16 protein-coding genes and 1 pseudogene are annotated in these 20706 nt (G+C 70.5%); 6 read left to right on the top strand and 11 right to left on the bottom strand.

Annotated elements, in window-relative coordinates; translation table 11 throughout:
- Window positions 1–28: 28 nt before the first annotated feature.
- Window positions 29–637 (top strand): TetR family transcriptional regulator, encoded by a 609-nt coding sequence (locus OUQ99_RS12410; RefSeq protein ID WP_267949592.1) that lies wholly within the window; start codon window positions 29–31, stop codon window positions 635–637.
- A 162-nt stretch (window positions 638–799) separates the two neighbouring features.
- Here OUQ99_RS12410 and OUQ99_RS12405 read toward each other — a convergent pair.
- From OUQ99_RS12405 to OUQ99_RS12380, 6 genes and pseudogenes are all read right to left on the bottom strand, one after another.
- A pseudogene (locus tag OUQ99_RS12405) lies at window positions 800–940 on the bottom strand (VOC family protein); the annotation flags it as partial.
- Window positions 941–1354: 414 nt separating this feature from the next.
- Window positions 1355–2407 carry a PQQ-binding-like beta-propeller repeat protein gene (locus OUQ99_RS12400; RefSeq protein ID WP_267949591.1) on the bottom strand — a complete coding sequence of 351 codons (1053 nt, stop codon included), beginning with the start codon at window positions 2405–2407 and terminating at the stop codon, window positions 1355–1357.
- A gap of 221 nt (window positions 2408–2628) precedes the next feature.
- Window positions 2629–5157 (bottom strand): hypothetical protein, encoded by a 2529-nt coding sequence (locus OUQ99_RS12395; protein ID WP_267949590.1) that lies wholly within the window; start codon window positions 5155–5157, stop codon window positions 2629–2631.
- 59 nt (window positions 5158–5216) lie between these two features.
- The gene (locus OUQ99_RS12390; protein WP_267949589.1) at window positions 5217–5549 is read right to left on the bottom strand and encodes a hypothetical protein; all 333 of its coding nucleotides are present in this window, start codon (window positions 5547–5549) and stop codon (window positions 5217–5219) included.
- Between the two features lie 727 nt (window positions 5550–6276).
- Entirely contained in the window at window positions 6277–6654 is a 378-nt protein-coding gene (locus OUQ99_RS12385; protein ID WP_267949588.1) for a VOC family protein, read from the bottom strand.
- A gap of 205 nt (window positions 6655–6859) precedes the next feature.
- Complete coding sequence (locus tag OUQ99_RS12380) at window positions 6860–7441, bottom strand: sugar O-acetyltransferase (RefSeq protein WP_267949587.1); 582 nt, start codon at window positions 7439–7441, stop codon at window positions 6860–6862.
- A 574-nt stretch (window positions 7442–8015) separates the two neighbouring features.
- Here OUQ99_RS12380 and OUQ99_RS12375 point away from each other — a divergent pair.
- Window positions 8016–8732 (top strand): CPBP family intramembrane glutamic endopeptidase, encoded by a 717-nt coding sequence (locus OUQ99_RS12375; protein ID WP_267949586.1) that lies wholly within the window; start codon window positions 8016–8018, stop codon window positions 8730–8732.
- Window positions 8733–8891: 159 nt separating this feature from the next.
- Here OUQ99_RS12375 and OUQ99_RS12370 read toward each other — a convergent pair whose 3' ends face one another.
- The 3 genes from OUQ99_RS12370 to OUQ99_RS12360 all read right to left on the bottom strand — a co-directional run bounded on the left by OUQ99_RS12370 (window position 8892) and on the right by OUQ99_RS12360 (window position 13934).
- Entirely contained in the window at window positions 8892–9674 is a 783-nt protein-coding gene (locus tag OUQ99_RS12370; protein ID WP_267949585.1) for a GntR family transcriptional regulator, read from the bottom strand.
- Between the two features lie 59 nt (window positions 9675–9733).
- Window positions 9734–12703, bottom strand: a complete 2970-nt coding sequence (locus tag OUQ99_RS12365) for an FAD-binding and (Fe-S)-binding domain-containing protein (RefSeq protein WP_267949584.1) — start codon at window positions 12701–12703, stop codon at window positions 9734–9736.
- A 64-nt stretch (window positions 12704–12767) separates the two neighbouring features.
- Window positions 12768–13934: a pyridoxal-phosphate-dependent aminotransferase family protein gene (locus tag OUQ99_RS12360; protein WP_267949583.1), complete on the bottom strand. Its 1167-nt coding sequence runs from the start codon at window positions 13932–13934 to the stop codon at window positions 12768–12770.
- Between the two features lie 323 nt (window positions 13935–14257).
- On the opposite strand from OUQ99_RS12360, the gene OUQ99_RS12355 reads away from it, so the two are divergent.
- The gene (locus OUQ99_RS12355) at window positions 14258–15658 is read left to right on the top strand and encodes an SLC13 family permease (RefSeq protein ID WP_267949582.1); all 1401 of its coding nucleotides are present in this window, start codon (window positions 14258–14260) and stop codon (window positions 15656–15658) included.
- Between the two features lie 51 nt (window positions 15659–15709).
- Here OUQ99_RS12355 and OUQ99_RS12350 read toward each other — a convergent pair whose 3' ends face one another.
- Both OUQ99_RS12350 and OUQ99_RS12345 read right to left on the bottom strand, forming a co-directional pair.
- Window positions 15710–16594: an amidohydrolase family protein gene (locus tag OUQ99_RS12350; RefSeq protein WP_267949581.1), complete on the bottom strand. Its 885-nt coding sequence runs from the start codon at window positions 16592–16594 to the stop codon at window positions 15710–15712.
- Between the two features lie 215 nt (window positions 16595–16809).
- Window positions 16810–17439 (bottom strand): TetR/AcrR family transcriptional regulator, encoded by a 630-nt coding sequence (locus tag OUQ99_RS12345; RefSeq protein ID WP_267949580.1) that lies wholly within the window; start codon window positions 17437–17439, stop codon window positions 16810–16812.
- 87 nt (window positions 17440–17526) lie between these two features.
- Between OUQ99_RS12345 and OUQ99_RS12340 the strand changes: the two genes are divergently transcribed.
- The 3 genes from OUQ99_RS12340 to OUQ99_RS12330 all read left to right on the top strand — a co-directional run bounded on the left by OUQ99_RS12340 (window position 17527) and on the right by OUQ99_RS12330 (window position 20624).
- Window positions 17527–18144, top strand: a complete 618-nt coding sequence (locus OUQ99_RS12340; protein WP_267949579.1) for a GNAT family N-acetyltransferase — start codon at window positions 17527–17529, stop codon at window positions 18142–18144.
- A 175-nt stretch (window positions 18145–18319) separates the two neighbouring features.
- Window positions 18320–18793 (top strand): carboxymuconolactone decarboxylase family protein, encoded by a 474-nt coding sequence (locus tag OUQ99_RS12335; RefSeq protein WP_267949578.1) that lies wholly within the window; start codon window positions 18320–18322, stop codon window positions 18791–18793.
- Between the two features lie 226 nt (window positions 18794–19019).
- Window positions 19020–20624: a glycoside hydrolase family 10 protein gene (locus OUQ99_RS12330; protein WP_267950357.1), complete on the top strand. Its 1605-nt coding sequence runs from the start codon at window positions 19020–19022 to the stop codon at window positions 20622–20624.
- Window positions 20625–20706: the final 82 nt, after the last annotated feature.

Genomic DNA, 20706 nt, shown 5'->3' with positions numbered 1-20706 from the left:
TCGATGACGCACTGTGTAGAGTGCGGGGGTGCGCAGTGAAGAACCGGTACCGGGCCTGAGGGAACGCACCCGCCGAGCGGTACACCGGGAGATCGCCGAGGCCGGGATGCGCCTCTTCCTCGAACGCGGTTTCGAGGAGACGACCATCGACCAGATCGCGGAGGCCGCGGGGATCTCCCGCCGCTCCTTCTTCCGCTACTTCGGGACCAAGGAGGACGTGGTCCTCGGCGACCTCGTCGACCGGGGCCGCCGGGTCCGTGACGCGCTCGTGGAGCGCCCGCCCGAGGAGGAGCCCTGGGAGGCGGTCCGGGCCTCCCTGCTGAGCCTGCGCACCGTGCAGCCGGTCGACACCGACCGCGAGCTCCGGATAGGGCAGATGCTGCACCGGACCCCCTCCCTGCGCGCCCGCCACATGGAGAAGCAGCTCGCCTGGAAGGAACTCCTCGTCCCCGAGCTCGCCCGGCGCCTGCGCGGCGCGGACGACCCGGACGGGACGGCGGCCGAGCACCGCTCCGCCGCGATCGTGGCCACGGCCCTGGCCTGCCTCGACGTGGCCAGTGAGACCTGGCTCCGCCTCGACGGCGCCGTCCCCCTCGAACAGCTCTGGGACGAGGCCGTCTCCGCCGTCCGGGGGTGAGGCCGACGGGGCGGCCTGAGTCCGCCACTCTCCGTGCGGCTGGCGCCCATGCCGGTGACCACGAGCGCCACGAACACCAGGACGTCCCCGGTGCCCACATCGGGTCGGAGCGCCTCCTCCGCCCGTGCGGACCGGACTCCGGCCCGTCGTCGGCCGAGACGGTCAGACCGGGTCGACTTGGGGCCTGAGCAGGCAGAACTCGTTGCCCTCGGGATCGGCGAGCACGTACCGGGGCTCCTCCCCGGTCTGGCCGATGTCGACGCGCTCGGCGCCCGCGGCCAGGAGGCGTTCGAGCTCGGCGTCCGTGCGGAGCCTCATGCTCTGGTCCGGGTTCCCGTTCCTCGACGTCCAGGCGCGGGGCAGGACGGTGTGGATGGCGCAGAAGGCCAGGACGTCGGTCTGCAACCCGAACATGAGGTCCAGGAAGCGCGGGCAGTGGCCACCCACGTCCCCGCAGCAATGCACCCGACCGAACGAACTGGCGCACGCGGACGTCAAGATATTCGGTGGCATCCCCGACAAGCGTTCCCTGGGCCAGCACAACCGCGCCGCTCCCAAAGGGGGCTGCTCCGCTGCAGATACCACTGGTTTCACATCGCGGTCAGCGGACCTCCCGCTGTCCGCGTGGGTCCCCCATGCCGGTAAGCTTCATGGCCTTCTGAACCACTCACGCCTGACGGTCCGGTGGCTCGCTCGAAACTCGGTTCCGCTCCTGAATCAGATCAGTCCCAGAAGGACCTCGCGTCCTTCTGTACCGTCCTCCGAGTAACTGAGGACCACTGCGCCGGGGGCGGCGGTGGCGGACAAAACTGCCTCGTCGTCTTCCAGTCCAGCATCGCTGACGTCGATGTTCGTAGGCTCAGCATCGTTTCCCCACGCGTGGAACCACACCCGAGCTTCCGAATCACGAGTGTCGGAGCCATGGCCGACGACACCGCCTTCCAGTGCCACCGGATACTCTGTCCGGCTTGTTCCGTGAGGCATGGAGAGCGCTTCCAGGACCGTCCCCGACCGGTCTGTCCTCTGATACTCGGAGTCCTCTCCGAATTGGATCACGACCGACTCGTCCTCAAGGACTCCGATGACCGCGCCGTCCCACTCTCCGAAGACCTCCCCGGTTGCAACGTCGAACACGCGAGTAGCACCGCTCTGAGTCCTGACCGCCAGGTATTGATCAGTGAGGGGATCGTAACGGCGTTCGGGGGCGTTCAATTCGGGATCGGAGCTTCCGAAGCCCTCTTCGAACCGCCACAGCTCCTCACCCGAGGTCAGGTCGCGGCCGAGCAGGCCGGCTCCGTCATCGCCCCCTGCGCAGGAGTAACCCTCCAGAACGATGTCGCCCATGACCATACCCACGGTGGTGTCACTATTCGTAGCCTCGATGGTCGTGCACTCGGGCGGCTCTTGCTGGACCCACAGGTTCTCCCCGGTGTCGAGCGCAACCGCTCGCAGGGCGGGATCGTCGAAGGGGTCTCGGGCGATCCTCACGCCGTGGGCCACGTTCCGGCTGAAGGCTCCTGCATCGATTCCGCTGTCACCACTGGAGCTCTCCTCGATCGCGATTTCCTGGAGGACTTCTCCCGTGGATGGATCCAATTCGACCAAGCTAGGGCCGGTCTCGGAGCCCTCTGTCTCGACAGCCAGATAGTCACCTGCATGTGAGGCATACGCCGCGCGGGCATTGTCTCCCACCCGGTACTGCCACAACTCCTCACCGGTGTCTCCCGCCAGAGCGACGAAGCCGTCGTCCAGGAGAACCACGATACCCACGGGAACTGGAACTGTATCGACGAGGCGAGTTCCTTCTGGTATCTCCCATTCCCAACCAACTCGTTCAACACGCTCCGGGTAGGCGAGACCCCGGGGATCATCGTTGATGGACTGAGTATCACCGGAGGACAGGCCACAACCAGCCAAGGGCAGCAGCAATGCGACGCAGGTCGCCGACAGCAGGTGGGATCGTCCCGTCGCACCCATACCGAATCTACTCCTCACCACTTCCCCCAGGCCATACCCAGAGTCCCCAAGAAGTTGTCGACCGCGCTCTTCGTACTGCCTTCACCATCCACCCATGGCCGCTCGTCGACATAGTCGTACAAGTTGGCCCGTACGGAGTCGAGGCTCTCCTCGTTGATTTCCCACTCATAGGGATCGAGGGGAATGTAGCGGTCCTCGCCATCGCCCATGACCACACCGGGGTGGAGACCCGCCAAGGCGTCCATGACTTCGGGATCGTTGGCCGCCAGTGCGCTGATGGCGAGCTGTTGCATGTCCTCCGCAGGCATCCAGTCACCCGCGGTCTCGATCGTGTTTCCCGAAGGCGGATTGTCTGATATCTCAAGAGCTTCCTTGGCCAGGAACTTCGCCACTTCGACAACGATACCGGAGGCATTCCTGTCACCAGCCAAACCACCGATGGTGTCTACTACCCCATTGCGTATTTTGTTCGCATGGTTGACTGCTTCAGTATTATCTATCGCCCGCCGCGCACTCTCGTTCTCCAACGCAACGTCGACCAAACCGAGCAGAGAACCATAGGAGTTGGCCCCACTATGGTCTCTGTTTCCATCGCCCAGGGAGAAGCCTCCCATGGTCTCCGCCCCATGGAGAACAACCTCGCTGTAGGTGCTCTGTGCAGCTTCAGCATCACCCATGATGAGCTCTACGAAGTGTCGGCGCCCGTCCGGACTCAGGTACAAGCGGTTCTGTTCGTCGTCCCAGCGCGTTCCGTAATCAGTTTCGTCGTTCGTTTCACCGAGGCCCTCCGTGTTGGCGAAAACGTCCATGTAGGAGACGAAGATATCGGACCAGGAATCAGCGACTTCAGGATTGAGGTGACCGGCGGCGACGTTGCGCCATGTGACGTCGTCGTCTCCTGTGACCTCGTGACCCGTGGAGAACATGGATTCTCTGAACTCCTCGTCTTCCATCCTTTCCACCAGTGCTGCGAGAGCTTCGGCGGATCTCTGCTCCTCGGGCGTGAGCTCCGAACGAACCTCGGAACTCTCGTCCGGGGGTATACGATCCTCAGGAGCGGCTGCGTCCTCTGCGATCCAGTCGGTCAGACCGCGCACCGACTCGCCGCCGTCATCCCAATCAAAGGTAAACAGGGAAGTCAAGGCATGATCGAGCATCTCCTCTGCGGTTTCATGCGGGGGGTTCGGTATGAAATCCCCGTTCTCATCCTTGAAGTTCGGATGGACGAAGTCGCCAGTGAGGATGGCGTGATTCGCGTCGTTGTTTCGTGTGGAATTGTCGAGGAGGGTTCCCGCGTCCTCCTGACTCAGCCAGACGTCGAAGTTTCCTTCTGATCCGCCTGCGTAGAGACCCATGGAGATCGTCAGAGTACTCGAGAATCCATAGCCTCCCTCCAGGTCGGGGTTCGTGTGACGAAGAAGGTCGGCCAGCGCACCCGCGTCATCCGCCCACTCGTGGATCATGTAGAGATCCGTGGAGTTCGGGGACTGAAGAGCTGGGCCCTCAGCGGCTTCGCGCACGCTCGCCGGCAGGTCGTAGTAACCTCCGCCGAGGCGGTTGTCGGACAGAGCGAGGATTCCATCTCCGAGCACTCCCAGTGCGTGCTCGCGCTCCTCGGCCGTCAGATGATCCCCCTCCATCTCCGCGGGGAGACCGAGCACACCGTTGCCGTTGGGGTTCTCCTCTTCCAACCTCTCGTAGAAGGCACGGAGGAAGTCCATCTCCTCTTCGCGGTATCCTGTGCCGCCCTGTTGCGCCTGTGTCGCGTTGGCGGTGATCATGCCCATCATGAGCATGAGCTCGTGATAGCGGTCATCCAACGGCTTGTCACCGGACCAGTAGGTCCCCAGTTCCTCGGCCCACTCCTCGGCGTTCTCTTCAGTCAATTCGCGGCCATCGACCAGCATGGTGTAGTGGTTCGGGTCGATGTTGTAAAAGGCCCAAGAGTTGACCCCGGCGTCGATGAGCGCTTGGACGTTCTCCTTCGTGGGCCCCTGGCGCAGTTTTTCGGCGATCTCGTCGGCGTGGTCCTCGAACTTTTGGTAATTCGTGCGTTCGCGCCCCTCCAGATCCTCCGCCTTCGACGCGACCTCCTCGTAGATGGAACGACACTTGTTGGCGTCACCGAGCAGACCAATCCCCTCCCTCTCAGGATATGCCGCGGTGATGGTCTGCCCCTGGTATTTGTCAGGGATCTCGCCCCGCTTCGACCTGAGGAATTCCCACCACTCGGTCATCTGCGCGGAGCGCTCCTCCTTGAAACTCTCCACGTGCTGCGCCCACATCTCGATCATGGAGGACGCGTAGACGATCGAGGTTCCGGCGTTCCGCCAGAGCTGCAGTTCTTCGGCGGACTGGTCCCGAATCTTCCAGGCCAGGAGATCAGTGAACTGGGTGGCCGTGTCGTTGAAGTCGGCGTCGAGGTCGTCAGCTCTGCCCAGGAGCCGGGCCTGGAGAGTATCCAGGTCTTCGGCACGGGCCCGGATAGCCGTAGCGCTCGCAGACGTAGTTCGAGCCAGGAAGGAGATGTCGAAGTTTGCCAAGGTGTGCTCTGCCGTCGGGGAACAGTGGTGGACAGGGGAAGTCTGAGCAGGGCTGGGGGTCAGAAGTTGACTTGGAGGTCCACGCCGAGATCCCAGGGTGTCTTGTAGTCTCCGGCGGACTCCTGATCGTTGCGCGAGATCTCGGTGGCGCCCGCCTGAATGTTCTCGGCGAGCTGCAGGCCGTGCTCCTGTACCTCGACGATGGTCGGGCCGTATTCATCCTTGTACGCCCGCAGAGCCGAGGAGACCTCATCCCGCTGGGCGACAGTCTCCGCGTCCTCCATGATCAGGTCGAACATGTCAGCCAGTCCCGCCATCGACTCCGCCAGGGCTTCAGCCAACTGAGCGCCCTCGTAGCCCTCGATCGGATTTCCACCGGTCTCACTCGACATGTCGAAAGTCTCTCTCGGGTCGGGGATGGCCACTAAAGGGGTGCTGTGCGACACACAACAGCAATGCCACAACTACGGGAAGTAAGCGACACTATAGCCATTCGCACTCAAAGGTTGAGCCGTCCCAGGCCATGGAAGGCCCATACGAGGAGGCCACATCCGGACACACCAGAGCCCTTCCCGGGCACGCGCGAGAGGGGTTGACCCAACGGTCCGCACAGCATATGCCTGGCACACAGAGCGCCACAGGAGGTGCCATGGACCAGCTTCACGCCTACGCGGAGACCGGGAGGTCCTGGCAACGCGGGCGTTCTCCCGCACCCAGGAACACAGCATCACCTGCGCTGAGTCCTCATGTGCGTGCCGGACACCGGGTCCGACCATTCGCCCGACTCGAACGTCCGGCTCCGAGGGGTACGACTGCGCACTCCGCTATCCCGAGACAGGTTCAGCCCTGCTTCGCCCCCGAGCAAGCCGTTGCCCAGTCACTGCCGACAGCAACAGTGTCTTCTCGTGCCGGGTGAGACGGAGGCTCTGATATCTACCGAGTTCGGTAGAACTGTGTTTGCGAAATCTCTGACCACGGTGCTCAGTCGTCCCCACTCGAACTCGACGGGTATCAGCCCGCTGATGGGCCGAGGGCCAGTTCTGTCAGCTGTGGAAGAGCTTCGGGTAGCCGAAGGGCGCATCATCCGACTCCAGGTGGCTCAGTCGCCGAGGGGAACCGTCAGACCGGGTCGACTTGGGGCCTGAGCAGGCAGAACTCGTTGCCCTCGGGATCGGCGAGCACGTACCGGGGCTCCTCCCCGGTCTGGCCGATGTCGACGCGCTCGGCGCCCGCGGCCAGGAGGCGTTCGAGCTCGGCGTCCTGGTCGCGGTCGGTGGCGTTGACGTCGATGTGGAGCGGGAGCCTCCCGTTCTTCGGCTCGTCGCTGCGGAGGAAGACCAGCTCGGCCTGCGGGCCGTCGGCCCCCTCGCGCGGGCCGATCCCGACGCCCTCGTCCGCCTGGGCGTGCACGACGAAGTCCAGGACCTCGCACCAGAACCGCGCCAGCGCCTCGGGGTCGCGGGACTTGAGCACGAGGCCGGTGATACGGCATGCCATGGTCGGAACCTGCTCTCCGCTCGGGGACTGCCCGCACGGCCGTACGGGCCCGCACGGCCGGACACCCGTGCGACGGTACCCGGCCGAGCCCGCGTGGGCCAGGGGGTTGCGGGCCGGGCGCGCCGCGCGGGCGGGGGCGCGCCGGCTGGCAACGGCGATCGCCGCCGTCTCGACGCCGCGTGCGCGGAGGCGCGGAGCGGCGGATCTACCAGCGCCGGCGCACGGTGCCCTTGGGCCCGGCCACCAGGCTCGCCGCCGGCACGTCGTCGGCCACGGTCGTCCCTGCCGCGACGACGGCGTCGCGTCCGATGCTGACGCCGGGCAGGATCGTGGCCCCGGCGCCGATCCACACGTTCTCGGCCACGTCGATGGGCGCGCCGCTGAGGAACCGGCGCCGCTCACCGGGGTCCACCGGGTGGCCCACGGTGATGAACGTGGCCTTCGGGCCCACCATCACCCCCCGGCCCAGCCGGATGCCGGCGTAGTCGAGGAACGTGCAGCCCTGGTTGACGAAGACGCGCTCCGCCAGGTCCAGGCGCAGGCCGTGGTCGGTGTAGAAGGGCGGGTAGACCGTCACCCCCGCGCGCAGGGGCCGGCCCAGGATCTGCTCGAGCAGCGCGGCCCTTCCGGCCTCGTCGTCGAAGGGGAGGACGTTGAGGCGGGAGGTCAGCTCCGTGGCCCGCAGCACCCTCTCGCTCATCGCCCTGAACTCGGGCCCCAGGACGCGCTCGCCCCTGGCCAGGAGCTCCGGGTCGTGGATCGGCATGAAGCGGTCGTCGGTCGTCATGCGGCGATTGTGGCGCAATCCGCGGCGGGGAGCGGACCGGTGGGCTCCCCGCCCCAGCCCTCCCCGGCCCGCCCCCCGCGGCACCGGCCGCGTCCGGCGCGGACAGCACGTCGAAGGCGCGGCGCCGGTGGGCAGCGAAGAGATCGAGGGCGGCCCAGGCGCCGCAGCGTCCGGAGCAACCAGTTGCGCGCATGGGATCCGGGTAGTGGCGTTCGGGTTCTTCCGGGGCAGACAGCACGATACGTCGATCCCCAGGACCGGTCCGGCGGGCTCGGCGAAACCCGTTCTCGAGGCGGGATCGGAAGTGAATTTCTCGCCGTTCGCCGACGCGAGGACAGGAAACCCATGCCCCTCCCAGTGGCGCTAACCACATTTTTACCCCCTGGCAAGGGGAACCCCGACCGGTGGGACGACATCAGATGCCCTGATATGCGAGAGGTCCGGCGGTTTCCGACCTCACGTCCACCGGAGAAATCCCACACGAGGAACACCGATGCCACCCTCCACCGAAAGCTTCACCACAGGTCCTCGAATGAAAACCCCGGGCATGTGGCCCAACATCATTCTCTTCCTGGTGGTCACAACACTCGCGTCCGTACTTCTGAACGTGTTCCAGGAAGCACTGGGCGTCCCATCGGTGGTCATCCAGATCGTGCAGTTCGGCCCCGCGCTGGGCCTGCTCTCGGTCCTGCTGCTGCGGCTGCGCCGCCCGGAGAAGCGCACGGCGATCCACCTCTCGCTCAGCCTCGGCCGGGGCGCCCTGGGACGCGCCCTCTTCGCGGTGGGCCTGTACGCAGTGGTCCTCGTCGTGGCCCTCGCGGCGTACGCACTGCTCTTCGACGGCGAGGTGTCGGCCGCCGACCCCGCGGGGTTCGGCTATCCGTTCCTGCTGATCCTGGTCGCCCAGTTCATCGGGGCCGGCGCGGAAGAGGCCGGGTGGCGCTGCTACCTCCAGCCCGAACTGCAGGGACGCTTCGGAGTGCTCCCCGCGGCCGTGGTCGTCGGCATCCTCTGGGGAGCCTGGCACATCCACATCTTCGCCCAGGAGCCGCTCGCCATCGCCGGCTTCTTCCTGATGACCATCTCCTCCTCGGTCGTCCTCGCGGTCCTGCTGCGACGCGACCGGACCGGCAACCTCCTGATCTCCGGCCTCCTGCACACGCTGATCAACCTGGGGTTGTTGTTCTTCATGCCGCAGGCGATCGAGAACGGCCCCCAGATCCTGTCCTTCGCCATCCCCTTCACCATCGCCGCGGTAGTCGTGGCCGTGGTGGGAACACGCCACCGATAGACGGAGCCGCCTCCGGGGCCGGGACCGAGCCGTGCCGGCCGCCCCAGCCGTTCCGGGCCGGGCCGGCCCCGCCTCCCTCATCGGCCCGGCCCCGCCCTGGAGTTCGACGACATGGCGTCCTTCACCGCCGCCACGCAAGGGGGCGGATGGGGCCCCGGGTCAGACCGCGGTGCCCGCCCCCGCGCCCTCCGCCTGCACGCCCCGGAGCCAGCGCACGGCCTGTTCGCTGCCGGCGTCCAGGTCCCCGGGCAGGTCGTCGAGGAAGGTCTGGTCGCCGTGCCTGGCCATCTCGGCGCGCACGGCTTCGGGGTCGCCCTCCTCGATGACCCGCAGCAGGCGGCGGTGGCGCAGCACGTTCGCGGTGGCCGTCTCGTTGCGGTGCGCCCGGGCGTGACGGTTGAGCACCATGCACAGCTTCATCTGGAGCTGGAGCGACCGGTAGGTCTCCTCCAGGCGCTGGTGCCCCGACAGGCCGACGACCGCGGTGTGGAACTCGAACTTCTGCTCCGACAGCTCGGCCTCGTCCCGGGCGTCGGCCGCGGCCTCCATGCGGCGCAGCGCCTCCCAGCACCGCTCCAGCCGCCCGGGCTCGACCACGGGGATGCCCAGGTCGATGGCCATGTTCTCCAGCTGGTGGCGCAGGGTCATGATCTCGTAGACGTCGTGCAGCGTGAGCGGGGTGACGACCGCCCCCCGGTGCGGGGACTGGCGCACCAGCCCCTCGTGCTCCAGTCGGCGCAGCGCCTCGCGCAGGGGCGGCCTGCTGATGTTGAGCTGCTGCGTGAGCCGGTTCTCCACCACCCGCTCCCCGGGCAGCAGCTCCCCGGCCAGGATCATCCGCCGGATCGAGCGCGCCGCCAGCTCCACCATGCTCGGCGGCTTGACGATCCGCTGGTCGCCCCGCGCCCCGGCCCCGGTGCCGGCCGCCTCGGACCGGTCCATGGTCCCTCCCTCGTCCTCGCCGTGCGGGGCCCCGGCCGGGGCCCCGCCGTTCCATACTGTCACCGTCGCGCGGGCCGCCCCGGCTCCAGTGCGGCCGCGACCAGCTCCACCGGGTGCCAGGCGCGGCGCTCGGTCCCGTGCCCGATCTGCTGGCGGCACGAGACCCCGGTCGCGGCGACCACCGTGTCCTCCTCCTCGGCCTCGATGGCGGGGAAGAGCCGGTCCGATCCGACCTTCATGGACATCTCGTAGTGCTCGGCCTCGAACCCGAACGACCCGGCCACCCCGCAGCACCCCGCGTCGAGCTCGACGACCTCCGCCCCGGGGATGCGGCGCAGGAGCGCCATGGTCGCGCCCGTGCCCACCTCGGCCTTCTGGTGGCAGTGGCCGTGGAAGAGGATCCGCCGCCCCGCGGGCCAGGAGTCCGCGGACAGGGTCAGCCGCCCCGCGTCCAGGGCCTCGGTCAGCAGCTCCTCGACCTGGCGCACCCGCCCGGCGACGTCGGCGACGCGGGGGTCGCCCGGCAGCATCGACGCGGCCTCGTCCTTGAGGGTGAGCACGCAGGAGGGCTCGCAGCCGACGATCGGCGTGCCGGCGGCGGCGCCCTCGCTGAGGAGCCCGACCAGCCCGCCGACCTTGGCCTTGGCGTCGTCGACGAGCCCCTTGGACAGGCTGGACCGCCCGCAGCACCCCCGGCTCTCCAGGCGGACCCGCCACCCCGCCCGTTCGAGGAGGCCGATGGCGGCCCGGCCGATCCCCGGCTCGGTGAAGGTCGAGAAGGAGTCCGCGAGGAAGGTCAGCTCACCCAGGGGCGCCTCCCCCGCGGGCGCTCCCCTGCGGCGGAACCAGCGCACCAGGTTCTGCCGCTCGAAGCTCGGCAGGGGGCGCCGCGCGGTGATCCCGGTGGCCCTCTCCATCAGGCGCCGCAGCACCGGCCACCGGTTGGGCAGCCCGCTCAGCGGCGCGGTGGCCGATCCCAGCCGGTACAGGGTGCGCACCGCCCCGAAGATCCGCGTGCGCAGCGGGACGCCGTGGGCGTCGTGGTAGTGCGACTGGGTCTCGCTCTTGAGCTTGGCCATGTCCACGCCCAGGGGGCACTCGCTCTTGCACGCCTTGCACATGAGGCACAGGTCGAGGACCTCGTGGAGGCGCTCGTCGCCCAGGGCCGCCGTGGGGTCGGGCTCGGACAGCGCCTTGACCAGGGCGTTGGCCCGGCCGCGGGTGGCGTGCTCCTCGTCGCGGGTGGCGATGTAGGAGGGGCACATCGCCCCCGTGGTGCTCTTGCGGCACAGGCCGATGTTCATGCACCGGTCGGCGGCCCCGCGCATGCCGCCCACGACCTCGAAGGCGAGCCGCGTCCGCACCGGGGCGGCCTCGGGCAGGGCCGGGTCGCGCAGGTGGTCGGTCATCGGGGGCGCGTCGACGATCTTGCCGGGGTTGAGCAGGCCGGCGGGGTCGAAGACCCGCTTGACCTCCTGCATGGCCGCGTACAGCTCGGGTCCGAAGATCTGGCGGTTGAACTCGCTGCGGGCCAGCCCGTCGCCGTGCTCGCTGGAGTTCACCCCTCCGTACTCGGTGACCAGGTCCTTGACCTCCTCGGCGACCGCGCGCATCCGCTCGGCCTCCCCGGGCACCGCCAGGTCGACGAACGGGCGGATGTGCAGGCAGCCCACCGAGCAGTGGCCGTAGAACCCGGCCTCCATGCCGTGCCGGTCGAGGATCTCCTTGAAGCGGGTGGTGTACTCCACCAGGTGGACGGGGTCGACGGCGGTGTCCTCCACGAACGCGAGGGGGCGCCGGGTGCCGCTGCCCGCCGCCATGAGCAGGCCGAGGCTGGACTTGCGCACCTTGAGCAGGGCGGCCTGCTGCTGCGGGGTCACCGCCTCCAGGGTGTGGTAGCCGTGCCCGGAGGCCTTCCAGGTGCGGGTGAGCCGGTGCAGCCGGTCGACGAGCTCGGCCTCGTCGTCGCCGGTGAAGGAGACGAACAGCAGGGCCTCGGGGTCGCCCTGGAGGATGTCGCCGAGGGAGGCGTACTCGATGCGCTGCCGGGACAGGTCGAGGATGGTGCGGTCCATCAGCTCCACGGCGGCGGGGTCGTGCGCCAGGGCGTCCTGGGTGGCCGCGATCGCGGCCGGGACGCCGGTGAAGTGGCCGACGGCGATGACGGTCCGCGCGGGTTTGGGGACCAGGTCGACCTCGGCCCCGGTGGCCAGCACGAGGGTGCCCTCGGAGCCGACGACGAACTTGGCCAGGTCGAAGGCGGGGTCCTGTGCGAGCCGGTCCAGCCGGTAGCCGCACGCCCGCCGCCAGAAGTCCGGGTACCCGGTGGCGACGGCCTCGGCGTTCTCGCTCAGGATGCGGGCCAGGCCCCGGTGGATGTCGCCCTCCAGACCGGGGCGGGCGGCGAGGTCGGCGCGCTCGGCCTCCGAGTAGGGGCGCAGCGTGGTGCGCGCGGCGTCGGCCAGGACCACGTCCAGGGCGCGCACGTGGTCGATGGTCATGCCGTAGCGCAGGGAGCCGCTGCCCGCGGAGTTGTTGCCGATCATCCCGCCGACGGTGGCGCGGTTGCTGGTGGAGGTGTCGGGGCCGAACATCAGGCCGTGGGGGGCCGCCGCCGCGTTGAGCTCGTCCTGGACCACGCCGGGCTGGACGCGGGCCGTACGGGCCTCGGGGTCCAGGGAGAGGATGGCGCGCATGTGCCGCGACATGTCGACGACCAGGCCCGCCCCCACGGTCTGCCCGGCCAGGCTGGTGCCGGCGCCGCGGGGGGTCAGCGTCACGCCGAGGCGGCCCGCGACCGAGGCGACCGCCGCGACCTCGTCGGCGTCGCGCGGGAAGACGACGCCGAGCGGCGTGATCGCGTACATGCTCGCGTCCCGGGAGAACAGGTGGCGCGAGTAGTCGTCGAAGCGGGTGTCCGTCACCCCCTCCCTGCGGAGCAGCTCCTCGGCCTCCGCGGCGAGCCCGGCGGGCGCCTCCCCTCCCCCGCCCGCTCCGCTCGTGCCGCTCTTCTCCGTCGTGCTGGTCATCGCCGCCTCCATCGCTCGCGTCCGCCCCCGGCCGGGGCCCCTCGGGTCGGTCGTCCGGTCCGTCTCAGTGCTCGTCCAGCAGCTTCAGCGCCGCCGCCAGTCCGTCGCCGGCGGCCGTGATCCCGGCGTGGCCCAGCCCCATCTGCACCCCGGCGAGCGCGCCGGCGATGGTGAGGTCGTTGGTGTGGCCCAGGTGCCCGATGCGGAAGACCCGCCCGGCCAGGCGGCCCAGCCCGGCGCCCAGGGACATGTCGTAGCGGTCCAGGATCACCTTCCTGACGTGGTCGGCGTCGTGCCCCTCGGGCACGAGCACCCCGGTGAGGACGCCCGAGTACTCGCGCTCGTCCGCGCAGAGCACCTCCAGCCCCCAGGCCCGGACCGCGGCGCGGACCGCCCGGCCGTAGCGGTCGTGGCGGGCGAAGACGGCGGGCAGCCCCTCGGCGTTCAGGATGCGCAGCGCCTCGCGCAGGCCGTAGAGGAGGTTGGTGGCCGGGGTGTAGGGGGTGAACCCGCGCGCGTTGGCCTCCAGCATCGGCGCCCAGTCCCAGTAGGACCTGGCCGTGCGCGCGGTGCGCGACGCCTCCAGGGCCTTGGGGCCGATGGCGTTGAAGGCGAGTCCGGGCGGCAGCATGAGCCCCTTCTGCGAGCAGGACACGGTGACGTCGACGCCCCACTCGTCGTGCCGGTAGTCCACCGAGCCGAGGGAGGAGATGGTGTCGACGAGGAGCAGCGCGGGGTGGCCGGCGGCGTCGATGGCGCGGCGCACGTCGGGGATTCGGCTGACCACGCCGGTGGAGGTCTCGTTGTGGACCACGCACACGGCCTTGACCCTGTGGCCGGTGTCGGCGGCCAGGACCTCGGCGAGGCGGTCGGGGTCGGCGCCGCGCCGCCAGTCGCCCGGGAGGACCTCCGCGTCCAGGCCGAGCCTGTCGGCCATCTCGCTCCACAGCGTGGAGAAGTGGCCGGTCTCGGAGCAGAGCACGCGGTCGCCCGGGGAGAGGGTGTTGACCAGGGCGGCCTCCCAGGCCCCGGTCCCCGAGGAGGGGTAGACGACCACGGGCCCGGTCGTGCCGAACACCGGGGGCAGGTCGCGCAGGAGCCCGCTCATCAGGGCACTGAAGCCGGGGCCGCGGTGGTCGACGGTCGGCGCGGACATCGCACGCAGGACCTCGTCGGGAACGTTGCTGGGGCCGGGAATCTGGAGGAAGTGGCGGCCGGTGGCGTCATCCATGGTGATCCTCTCGAAGCGATATCCACATAGTGGAATATTGATTCCACTAACCGGATCCTAGAAGCCCCAGCCCGATCGCCACAACCCCCTTGTCGCCGCCGGATCCCCACTTTACTGTGACTCACATCTCAGACAATGGTTGACGCCGGCGGATTCACCAGAGATACTTCTGCAAGACAGAATCGATATTCCACAATATGAAATAGTGGAATGCAGCGGTGCGTCAGTCGCCCCCACCGACACCCAGGCCCGCGAACCCACGACGCATCCCGCCCCCAGGGCCCCGTCCGACTCTCCGCCGCCGAGCCTTCACAGGAGGCCACGTGCCCGCAGAAGTCATCTCGATCGTCGTCCTCGTCCTCGTCTTCCTCATCGCGACCCTCACCTCCGTCCACATGGGAGCCCTCGCCCTCTTCGCCGCCTTCGTCGTCGCCCTCGCGGTGGCGGGCGAGAGCACCGACGACGTGTTCGGCGGGTTCCCCGGCGACCTGTTCGTCGTCCTGGTGGGCGTCACCTACCTGTTCGCCCTGGCCAGGAACAACGGCACCGTCGACTGGCTGATCCAGGCCGCCGTCCGCGGCGTCGGCGGACGCGTCGCCCTCATCCCGTGGGTGATGTTCGGCGTCACCGCGGTGCTGACCGCCGCGGGCGCGGTGGTCCCGGCCGCCGTCGCGATCGTCGCCCCGGTCGGCCTGGGCTTCGCCCTGCGCTTCAGGATCAACCCCGTGCTCATGGGCCTGCTGATCATCAACGGCGCCAGCGCGGGTGGCTTCTCCCCCATGAGCATCTACGGCACCATCACCAACGGCGTCGTGGCGCGCAACGGCCTGGAGGGCTCCCCGCTGCTGCTCTTCGCCGCGACGTTCGCCTTCAACGTGCTGCTCAGCGTGGCCGTCTTCTTCCTGTTCGGCGGCCGCTCCCTGCTGGGCCGCCGGGAGGGCGAGGAGTCCGCGCCGACCCCGCCCGCCCCCGAGGAGGGCGGGGGCTCCCGCGAAGCGCTCCCCGGTCCCGCCGGCGGCGGCACGGCCCCGGCCGCCGCCCCCGGCCGGCCGGGCGGGCCGACCGCCACCGCGACCAGGGCCGACGGCGGCGGGGCCGCCGCGACCGTGGAGGAGGAGCTGATCGTCCTCACCGGGGACCGCGTCCTGACCCTGCTCGGCATCGCCGTCCTGGGCGTGGGCGCGCTCGCCTTCGGCCTCGACGTGGGCCTCACCGCGATCAGCGTGGCCGTGGTGCTGAGCATCGTCTCCCCCGGCGGCGCCAAGGGGGTCGTCGACCAGGTCGCATGGCCCACCGTGCTGCTGATCTGCGGGATCGTCACCTATGTCGGCCTGATGGAGCGCATGGGGACGATCGACTTCCTCGGCGGCAGCGTGGCCTCCATCGGCATCCCGCTCCTGGCGGCCCTGGTGATCTGCGTGGTGGGCGGCGCGGTCTCCGCGTTCGCCTCCACCACCGGCATCCTCGGGGCGGTGATCCCGCTGGCCGTGCCCTTCCTGCTGGTCGGGGAGGTCGGCGCGATCGGGATGATCACCGCCCTGGCGATCTCCTCCTCGGTGGTCGACTCCTCGCCCTTCTCCACCAGCGGGGCGCTCGTCGTGGCCAACGCCACGCCGGACCAGCGCGACCTCGTCTTCCGCCGGCTCATGGTGTGGGGCATGAGCATGATCGTGGTGGCCCCGCTGCTGACCTGGGGGATCCTCGTCCTCCCCGGCTGGCTGTAGCCGCCGCGCGCCGGGGCTGCGGGGCGTCGTGCCCCGGCGCCCCGGCGCCGTTCAGCCGCGGTCCTCCCCGATCGCGTACCGGCGGCGCGCGGCGCCCCCCGCCACCAGCGCGGCCTCCGCCGCCGAGGGGCCCGCCGCGGCGACGGCCGCGCGCAGGGACCGCCAGGCCGTGGCGTGGTCGGCGGCCAGCCGGACGACCGGCCAGTTGCCCGCCAGCATCGACCGGTGCGCGCCGAACGCCTCCAGGGCCCGGCCGACCCAGGGGACCAGCAGGTCGGGCTCCCACTCCCAGCCGACCAGGACGTCGCCGCCGACCGAGACCTTCACGGAGGCCGAGGGCAGGGCGGCCAGCCGGCCGATCCACCCCTCCCACGCCTTCGGATCCCCTCCGGCCAGGGGCGGGGTGGCCAGGTGGTCCACCACGATCGGCAGGTCGGGGCAGGCCGCGGCCACCTGCTCCGCCAGGGCGACGTGGGACTCCGACGTCACCACGAGCTCCCAGAGCAGCCCGGCCCGCTGGGCGGAGCGCATGGTCGCCAGGAGGGCGGGGTCGGCGCGGGCGCCCGGGGGCACCGCCGCCCGGAACCCCCTGACCAGGCCGGTGAGGGCGCGTACCCGCGCGAGCTCGCGCTCGGCCGCGACGGGGTCGGCCAGGGGCAGCCAGATCACCAGGGCCCCGGCCGGGGGGAACTCCCTGGCGTAGGCCGCCAGCCGGTCGTTCTCCGCGGGACCGGCCGCGCACTGGACCAGGACCGTGCGCCCGACCTCTCCCCCGGCCAGCTCCCGTTCCAGGTCGGCGGGGGTGAACGCACGGTCGAGCACGGCGGTCCCCGGGGTGCGCGGGCGGACGCCGACCGACCAGAAGTGCTGGTGCGCGTCGACCGCGGCGGGGGCGGGACGGGCGGCGGGGGGAGGCGTGGCGGAGGCGGGTTCCATGGGGGCTCCTTGCTCCAGAGATCCGGGCCCCTGAATTGTAGACAATAGTTCGCTAGCCAATAGGCCAAGATTCCGGGCCGCACGGAACCCCTTCGCTCTCCATGGACCGCACCCCGCACACGGCATCGGCCCGGTCCCGGGGGTGTCCCCCCGGGACCGGGCCGATGCACCTCCGACCTCCGGGCGCCGGTCGCCGCCCACGGGGCGGCTCGCGGTCAGGCCGGCTCGGACAGGCGCGCCGCCAGGCCGCGCACGCAGTCGTCCAGGGCCCGGTCGAGCACGGCCCGGTCACCGGTGGCCGACCACAGGTCGCCCAGACCGGTGGCCAGCACCATGATCGTGGTCGCGATCTCCCGGGCGGGACGGGCGAGCGCCACGCCGGAGGCGGCCGACCACTCCGCTATCCGCTCGGCGGCGGCGCCCACGTACCTCTCGTGCTCCCAGCCCGGCAGATCGGCCAGCGACGGGTCGCGGCGGGCCAGGGCGATGAGCTCGTCGAGCATCGCGTGGTGCCCCGGGTCGGTGCGCACGCTCTCCAGCTGCGCCTCCAGGACGTTGCGCAGCACGCCTTCCAGGTCGGTCGACCGGGAGGAGCGGTGCCGGGCGCTTTCGACCGAGCGGTCCACCTCGCTCTGCAGCAGGGCGCGGACCAGCGCCGTCTTCGTGCCGAAGCAGTAGTGGACCGAGCCGTGCGGCACGCCGGCGCGCTCGGCGATGGCGCGGGTGGTGGCGGCCGCCACCCCCTGCTCGCGCATCACCTCCGCCGCCGCGGTGAGCAGCTGGGCGCGTCGTTGTTCGATGGGCAGGTGCTCGCGCACCGCCGCCGTGTCTCGCCTGGTCGCCATGGGGTGCAAGATTACACGCGCAAGTTTTGGCCACTTGGCCAAAAATGGGGGTAGTCTGTGGGCACCACCGACGACGGGAGAGCGATCATGCACATCAGACAGGCCGGCGCGGACGACGTCACGGCGTCCGCCGCGATCCTGGCCGAGGCGTTCGAGGACGACCCGCTCCTGCGCGACTTCGTGCCCGCCGGCCCGGACCGGCGCTCACGCCTGGCCCTGCTCTTCTCCGCCCTGATGCGCAAGGGGGCGCTGCGCCACGGCGCGGTGGACGTGGCCGAGGTCCCGGGCGAGGGCATCGTCGGGGTCGCGGTGTGGGAGGGTCCGGGCCGGGCGCCCGGGGCGGGGTGGGCCACCCTGCGGGAGGCCGGTGCCCTCGTCCGGGCCATGGGCGTGCGGGGGCTGGTGTCCTCGCGCCCCGTGCTGCGGGCCTTCGCACGGCACCGGCCCGAGCGCGGGCACTGGTACCTGGACCAGATCGGGGTCTCCGCCGCGGGACGCGGCCGGGGGGTGGGCGGCGCCCTCCTGGCCCACGGGCTGGAGCGGGCCGACCGCGAGGGCCTGCCCGCGTACCTGGTCTCGTCCACCGAGCACAACCGCCGCCTGTACCGCCGCCACGGTTTCGGGGACGGGGAGATCGTCGCGGGCGCGAGCGGCGCGGCCCCGATGGCGATGCTGCGCGAACCGGGGAGCGTCGCACCGGCCTGACCGCGCCGAGGAGGCCGCCGGTGAAGGCGGGGACGCCCCCGCCCCCCGGGGGACCCGGGGCAGGGCAAGGCCGGGCGTGACCCACCTCACGCGCCCGGCGGCCACGGGGATGTCACGCCCGGCCCGCCCGCTCCCGTCCTTGCCTTGTCAGCCCCGACACCGCAAGGAGAACACCATGCAGGCCCGACTCGACCTCTTCGGCAACGCCCTCGCGACGAAGCTCATGAAGCACATCGCCTCGGCGGGCAGGGCCATCGGGGAATCGACGCTTCCCCGCACCACCCAGGAGCTGGTGCAGCTCCGCGTCAGCCAGATCAACGGCTGCGCCTTCTGCACCGACATGCACACCAAGGAGGCGGCACGGGCCGGGGAGACGGCCGTGCGCCTCAACCTGGTCGCCGTCTGGCGGGAGGCCACGGTCTTCACCGAGGCCGAGCGCGCCGCCCTGGAACTGGCCGAGCAGGGCACCCGCATCGCCGACGCCGCCGGCGGGGTGGACGACGGGGCATGGGAGAAGGCCGCCGAGCACTACGACGAGGACCAGCTGGTCGCCCTGGTCTCCCTCATCTCCTTCATGAACACCGTCAACCGGCTGAACGTCATGGCCCAGACCCCCGCGGGCGACTACCAGCCCGGCCAGTTCGGCTGACCCCGCCCGCCCCGGCCCGCGGGGGACCCGCCCCGCGGCGGGCGGGTCCCCCGCGGGGCCGCACGACGCTGCGCCCGATTCCCACCTCAATGAGATTCAAACCACCGATTTCAGAATCAGTGTCCAAAAAGTTACCAAGTGTCCTACCCTGATTCCCGGCGTGGCGTCGCCCCGACGCCACCGCGGTTCAGGGGGAGGACCCGTGGCTCGAGGCAGACGTGCGGGAATGGCGCCGCGCTGGCGCAACCGGTGGCTGGCCGCGGGCGCCGCCGCGGGGCTCATGCTGTCCGCGTACGTGCTCGTCGGCGCCACCGACCCCGGGGCGGGCCCCGGAGCCGCGCTCTGCCGGGCCGCCCACGACAAGCGGGAGATGCGCGGCGCGTGGCTCACCACCGTCGGCAACATCGACTGGCCCTCCGAACCCGGGCTGAGCGCCGACGAGCAGCGGGCCGAGATGGACGAGCGCCTCGACGAGGCGGACGAACTCGGACTGAACACCGTCTTCCTGCACGTGCGCCCCACCGCCGACGCGGTCTACGAGTCCGAGCTGGAGCCCTGGTCCCGCTACCTCACCGGCGAGCAGGGCGGCGACCCCGGCTACGACCCGCTGGAGTACGCCGTCGAGCAGGCGCACGAGCGCGGGCTGGAGCTGCACGCCTGGTTCAACCCCTACCGGGTCGGCCTGAACTCCGACATCGAGGAGATGGCCGAGGACCACCCGGTCGAGGAGAACCCGGACTGGCTGGTCGAGTACGGCGGCGAGGGCTTCCTCGACCCGGGCAACCCGGAGGTCCGGGAGTGGGTCACCGGCGTCATCATGGACGTCGTCGAGCGCTACGACATCGACGGGGTCCACTTCGACGACTTCTTCTACCCCTACCCCAAGGACGGGGAGGAGTTCGACGACGACGCCAGCTGGGAGGAGCACGGCGACGGCTTCGACGACCGCGAGGACTGGCGGCGCGACAACGTCAACCGGCTCGTGGAGGGCGTGCACGACCGGATCCAGGACACCGAGCCGTGGGTCCGCTTCGGGATCTCCCCGTTCGGCATCTGGCGCAACGACGGCAGCGACCCCACCGGGTCGGCGACCTCCGGCCTGGAGTCCTACGCCGCCCAGCACGCCGACACCCGCACCTGGATCAGGGAGGGGATGGTCGACTACGTCGTCCCCCAGCTGTACTGGGAGCGCGGGTTCGGTGCCGCCGACTACGAGGAGCTCGTCCCCTGGTGGGCCTCGGAGGTCGAGGGCACCGGCGTGGACCTCTACATCGGCCAGGCCGCCTACCGGGTCGGCGAGAGCGGTTGGCGCGAGGACGACGCGCTCAGCACCCAGCTCGACTACTCCGAGGACTTCCCCGAGGTCGGGGGCGACGTCTACTTCTCCTTCACCTCCCTCACCGGCGCCGCCGAAGAGGCCTACGAGCACCTGGCCGAGGAGCACTACGCCGACCCGGCGCTCCCGCCCGTGGCCGACCCCTCCCGCGAGGGGCAGCCCCTGACCGGCGCCGTGACCGGGCTGACCGCCACCGCCACCGCCGACGGCGACGGCGCCGGCGCCGGGCTGGAGTGGGACGAGGTCGACGGCGCCCGGTCCTACGCCGTCTACCGGCTCGACCCGGACGAGGCGGCCCTGGCCGCGTCGGGGGACGCGGAGGACCGCTGCGAGGCCCTGTCCGCCGACAACCTCGTCGAGGTGACCGGCCGCACCTCCCTGGAGGGGCTCCCCTCCGGCGAGGACGCCCCGGAGGGAACCGCGTACGCGGTCACCGCCCTGGACGACTACCGGGTCGAGGGGCCGGTCGGGGCCCTCGCCGACCCGCGAGGCTGACCCTGCCGGGGCCGCCGGTCCGCCCTCCCGAAGGAGGCCGACCGGCGGCCCTCCCGGCCGGAGCCCGGCCGCCTCCCCCGCA

It is taken from the genome of Streptomonospora nanhaiensis (assembly GCF_026642255.1).
Classification (GTDB): domain Bacteria; phylum Actinomycetota; class Actinomycetes; order Streptosporangiales; family Streptosporangiaceae; genus Nocardiopsis; species Nocardiopsis tropica.
The sequence above is the reverse complement of the archived record's forward strand: the minus strand, read 5'-3'. Positions and strand labels throughout refer to the sequence as shown.